General features: G+C 66.3%; 4 protein-coding genes and 1 pseudogene. 3 read left to right on the forward strand and 2 right to left on the reverse strand.

The window, feature by feature from the left end; genetic code table 11:
* The first annotated feature begins 7 nt into the window (after positions 1-7).
* On the forward strand, positions 8-376 hold the full coding sequence (locus ACFTZB_RS42865; RefSeq protein WP_378441625.1) for a MaoC family dehydratase: 369 nt from the start codon (positions 8-10) through the stop codon (positions 374-376).
* A gap of 64 nt (positions 377-440) precedes the next feature.
* Here the strand turns inward: ACFTZB_RS42865 and ACFTZB_RS42870 are convergent, their stop codons facing one another.
* Both ACFTZB_RS42870 and ACFTZB_RS42875 read right to left on the reverse strand, forming a co-directional pair.
* A complete protein-coding gene (locus tag ACFTZB_RS42870; RefSeq protein WP_378441619.1) occupies positions 441-2,123 on the reverse strand; it encodes an AMP-binding protein in 1,683 nt (560 codons plus the stop codon).
* 108 nt (positions 2,124-2,231) lie between these two features.
* On the reverse strand, positions 2,232-3,011 hold the full coding sequence (locus ACFTZB_RS42875) for an enoyl-CoA hydratase/isomerase family protein (protein ID WP_378441621.1): 780 nt from the start codon (positions 3,009-3,011) through the stop codon (positions 2,232-2,234).
* Between the two features lie 249 nt (positions 3,012-3,260).
* On the opposite strand from ACFTZB_RS42875, the gene ACFTZB_RS42880 reads away from it, so the two are divergent.
* Together ACFTZB_RS42880 and ACFTZB_RS42885 are read left to right on the forward strand one after the other, a co-directional pair.
* Positions 3,261-4,385: a LuxR C-terminal-related transcriptional regulator gene (locus ACFTZB_RS42880; protein WP_378441623.1), complete on the forward strand. Its 1,125-nt coding sequence runs from the start codon at positions 3,261-3,263 to the stop codon at positions 4,383-4,385.
* Positions 4,378-4,976, forward strand: a pseudogene (locus ACFTZB_RS42885) (LuxR family transcriptional regulator); the annotation flags it as partial. The gene ACFTZB_RS42880 and the pseudogene ACFTZB_RS42885, both read left to right, overlap by 8 nt.

Genomic DNA, 4,976 nt, shown 5'->3' on the forward strand with positions numbered 1-4,976 from the left:
CGTCCGGGTGGTCGGTCCGGTGACCCAGACCGACATCGTCCGGTTCGCCGGGGCGGGAGGCGATTTCAACCCCTTGCACCACGATCCCGGCTTCGTGGCCACGTCGGGCTTTCCGGGCGTCATCGCGATGGGTCAGATGCAGGCCGGGATCCTGGCCGGATGGCTGTCCGACACGTTCGGTGTCGAGCATGTGCGCTCCTTCGGAGTCCGGTTCGTCGCTCCGGTCTTCCTCGGCGACACACTGACCCTGGGTGGCACGGTGGTGTCGATCGACGAGACCGAGGGCGAGTCGCTCGCAACGCTCGATCTCGTCGCGTCCGGAGACAAGGGCCCGGTGGTCACCGGATCGGCGACGGTCGTGGTGGCCTCGACCTGATCACCCTTGTCGAACAATGCGAAAGGGGGCGAAGCCGATCGGCTTCGCCCCCTTCCTTGTTCGATCAGCTGACGGCCTGTGCCCGTTCCCGGTCGGCCTCGATCTTCGCCGCGATCTGGGCCCGCAGCACGTTCTTCTGGATCTTGCCCGTGGCCGTCGTCGGCAGCGCCTCGACGATCTCCAGCCGCTCCGGAACCTTCTGGATCGCCACCCCCTGCTCGAGCAGGTAGGTCTTGATCTTCTCGAGCGTGATGTCGCCGTACCCGGGCGCGGCGACGAGGTAGAGGCACACCGCCTCCCCGAGGCGCTCGTCCGGCATCGCGACCGCCGCGACACCGCGGACGGCGGGATGCGCGGCCAGCAGGTCTTCGACCTGACGCACACTGATGTTCATGCCGCCACGGATCACGATGTCCTTGGTCCGGCCGGTGACCCGCACGTAGCCGTCCTCGTCCATCCGGCCGAGATCCCCGGAGAGGGAGTAGCCGTCGGGGGTGAACAACTTGGCCGTCTCCTCGGGATTGTGGAGATACCCGAGCATGTGCATCGCGCCCTTGTAGGCGACGTCGCCCTCCTCGCCGCGCGGTACCTCGTTCCCGAGTTCGTCGACGATCTTCACCGACTGCATCGGCAGCGGACGACCGTCCGAGGTGAGCGACCGCTCGGGCTCGTCGTCGACCGTGCACATGGTGGTCGTGACATTCTCGGAACGGCCGTACAGGCTGAGCACCTGCAGGCCGGGGAACAAATCGGCCGCCTTCGTGACGAAGCTCGCGGGGATCGGGGCGCCGGCCGCCACCCACAACCGCATGCTGCCGATGTCGTGCACGGCGGGGTCGTAGACGTCCATGACCATCTGCAGGAACGTCGTGGCACTCACCGCGACCGTGCAGCCGCGTTCCTTGATCTGTTCCATGCCCCGGACCGGCTCCCACACCTCGATGAGATGCGACGCCGCCCCGTGCATGAGCGGGAGGACGATGCTGGTGACCAGGCCGGTGGTGTGGGTGATCGGCGAGGGGCCGAACTGCACGTCCTCGGGCGTATAGGCGAACCCCTTGGCCAGCAGACGGGATCCGCAGGCGAACGTGTTGAACGTGTGGATACAGCCCTTGGGACGGGACGTGGTGCCGCTGCTGTAGACGATGACGAACGGCTCGTCCGGACCGACACCGGGCCCGAGTTCGTCGATCGCCTCGTCGGGGCCGATGTCCGCGAACAGCGACTCGAACGACACCGCACGATTCGGGAGTTCGCCGCTCCCGCGGACGACGACGACATCCTCGAGCGACTCGACGGCACCCCGGATGTCGGTGTACATGCCGGCGTAGTCGAACTTCTTGAAACTCTGCGGCGTGATCGCCAGCCGCACACCGGCGTTACCGAGGATGTACTCGACGTCGTCGCGGCGGTAGATCGGCATGATCGGCACCAGGACGGCGCCCAGTCGCGACAACGCGACGGCGATGATTGCGAATTCGATCCAGTTCGGAACCTGCACGGACACACGGTCGCCGGCAGCGATGCCGTGGCGCCGAAGGCCCACCGCAAGACTCAGCGCCTTGTCGCGCAACTGCCGGAAGGTGATGCCGCCGCTGGTGTCGTCGGTCAGGAAGACACGGTCGCCCCGCTCGGCGACCTGAGCCTCGAGCATGTCGAAGAAGGTGTCGCGGTGCCACTGCCCGGTGGCATAGAACTCTCGGATCTGTTCGTCCGAATAGCGATCGGTGACCGATGCGAACGCCATGGGAAGCCTTCCTCTGTGCGCAGATGTGAAGAGGGAATAGAAATCTCTGTGTTGGCCCTCACAATATAATGGTTAGACCGAAATCGCAACGAGTTCGACGGTCGATCGTCATCGCATGCTCCATACGGGAGAACGCTTTTCGCGAAACGCGGTGACGCCCTCGACGATGTCGTCGGTCGTGAACGCGAGAGCGAGCTGGGACTGCAGCGACGTCAGGGCGTCGGGCAGCGACATGTCCCGGGTGTTGTTGATCGCCTCCTTGCCGAGACGCATGAGCAGCGGCGATTTGCCCGCGAGCCGGCGCGCCCACTCCCGGACCTCGGCATCGAAGGCGTCGTCCGGGATCACCCGGTTCACGAGCCCCAGTTCGAGTGCGTCCGTGGCCGTGATGAGCTCGCCGTACATCATCAACTCGTTCGCCTTGAGCCGTCCGACGTTCCGGTAGATCAGGGCGGAGATCATGAACGGGAACACGCCGACGTTGATCTCCGGGCACCCGAACCGCACCGACTCCTTGGCGAGCACGAAGTCACAGGCCAGCGCGAGCCCGAACGCCCCCGCCAGCACGTCGCCCCCGGCCGCGCAGATCACCGGCTTCCCGAGCCCGCCGATGAGCTGGTAGAGCTTCGGGAATCGGTCCAGTCCGGCATATTTGACGATCGTGGGGGTGTCGCTCGCGAATGCCTTGAGGTCACCACCCGCCGAGAAGATCTTCTCGTGCGACGAGGCCAGGACGACAACCCGCACGTCGTCGTCCCCGCGCGCACGTTCGAGTGCGGCGAGCAGCTCGTCGAGCACGTCGTCGGACAGCGCGTTGCGGGTTTCGGGGCGATCGAGAGTGAGCACGGCGATGTGCTCGTCGACTTCGTATCGCACGGGGTGCGCCATAGGGCCGATCCTTTCAATTTTGGTCTTACCATTCGACCCTAGTACGACGACGGTATCCGCGACAAGAACCTGTCCGCATCACTTTCGCGGAATACGTGACGTATTTGGACTGACCATATACATTGGAGTAAGGTCGCGGACGGCGCGGAAACGTCCCAGGTGACACCTCCTATACTGTGCGGTACGTCACAGGAATGGGCGACGGTGTCGTCGTCATCCGTGCGGCGGCCGCGGCGCAAGGAGTGGTGAGTGGTCATTTCGACGAGTTCGTTCGAGCTTGCCGAGCAGGCAGTCGCAGAGTTGCAGGAGCTTCTCGGCAGCGAGCCGAACCTGATCCGGCTGGCGGACGGCGAGCCGGACCTGATGGTCATCCGCGCTTTCGCGGCCCGGAAGCTGCGGGACGGTCTCACTTCACCCGAGCACACCCTGCGCCTCGCGGAACTCGTGACGCGACTCGACAGCGCGAGCCGGGACGACATCGATCGCCGACTCCGCGCGCACACTGACCAGATCGAGGCGTTGCAGCAGGTGGTCCGCGCCATCGATACCGGGGCCGACCAGCTCGCCCGGATCGTGACACAGGAATTGTGCACGAGCCTCGGATACGGCAAGGCGATGTTCTCCGTGGTTCGCGGTTCCACCTGGTCCCCGATCGCGCTCGCAGTCAACCCCGGGCTGACCGGCGACTTCCACGAACTCATCACGGCCATTGACGGACGCGAGATCTCGCTGCGCGAGGCGCCCCGCGAGGCCGAACTCGTCCGGCGACGCCGGCCGTACGCCGTGGACGGCGTGGACACCTACCGGCACACGTACCGCCCTCTCATCGATCTGTCGCGTCCGGCGGGCTACCTTGCCGTGCCCATCGTCGTCGACTCGCGCGCGGTGGCGATGATTCACGTCGATCGTCAGAGCGACAGCCTGTCCGAGACCGACGTCCACATCGTCGGGGCGCTGGCGGGTGTCTGTGCGTCGGTGAAGGAACGCGCCGGCCTGCGGCAACAGATCTCTGCGCGCAACGAGCACGTCGACGCCGAGATCCAGCGGCTCACGCAGGCACTGCGACACCTCGAGCAGCCCCTGACAATGCCCGAACTCGCCACGTGCGACCTCCCCCGCTCCGGCGCGCCGAGCGGGGAGGACACGTCGCAGGCGCCGGCCGTACCCCGTGCGCACACCTTGACCGCTCGCGAGCGCGAGGTGCTCACCCTGATGGCGACGGGAGCGACCAATGCGGCCATCTCCCGTCGCCTGTGCATATCCGACGGCACCGTCAAATCCCATGTCCAGCGGATCTTCAAGAAACTCGGCGTCTCGACGCGGGCCGAGGTGGCGGCGCTGTGCGCCAACGCCAAGACGGTGTCCGGTGGCTGACGAGCTCGATCGGGCCATCTCCGACACTCTTGACGAAATGCGCACGGCCACTGCGGAGCACACCGCCGAACTCGGGAGGCGTCTGGTCGATCTTCTCGACCGCAGGAACACACTCGCCGCGACGCGCACCGCCGAACTCGGTGCAGTCGCGAAGGGTATCGACCGCGCCGTCCACGCACTCGACGACGCCGCCTCGAGTGCGGAACTCGTGCGGCGAGCGTGCGAGCGGGTTGCCGAACTCTGCGCCGCGGAGAAGGTTGTGCTCTCGCGAGTCGACGGAGACCGGATCATTCCGCTCGCCTCGTTCTGTGCCGACCCCGACACGACGCCCGCTCTGCCCGCCGAGTTCGACCTCCCGGCAGGTTCGCCCGAAGCAGGCGCCCTCGAGACGAACACAGTGACGGCCGGTACCCAGGTGTCCGCCGAACTACGAGAAGCGCTGGGCGCGAACGGTTTCACCGTCGTGCCCGTCGTCGTCGACGGGACCGCTGCCGCGCTCGTTCACGTCGGCACTTCGCTGGACGGGTCACGACGCCACGCCCTGGGAGTATTCGCCGAGGTACTCGGCGGGTGCTTCGAGCGCGTCGGGCT

The organism is Rhodococcus sp. NPDC057014 (genome assembly GCF_042673295.1).
Taxonomy (GTDB): domain Bacteria; phylum Actinomycetota; class Actinomycetes; order Mycobacteriales; family Mycobacteriaceae; genus Rhodococcus_F.

What these genes read in the sequence shown, in the direction of transcription:
- ACFTZB_RS42875 (WP_378441621.1), bottom strand. Translation starts at nt 3,011, where the DNA reads ATGGCGCACCCCGTGCGATACGAAGTCGACGAGCACATCGCCGTGCTC.
- ACFTZB_RS42870 (WP_378441619.1), bottom strand. Translation starts at nt 2,123, where the DNA reads ATGGCGTTCGCATCGGTCACCGATCGCTATTCGGACGAACAGATCCGA.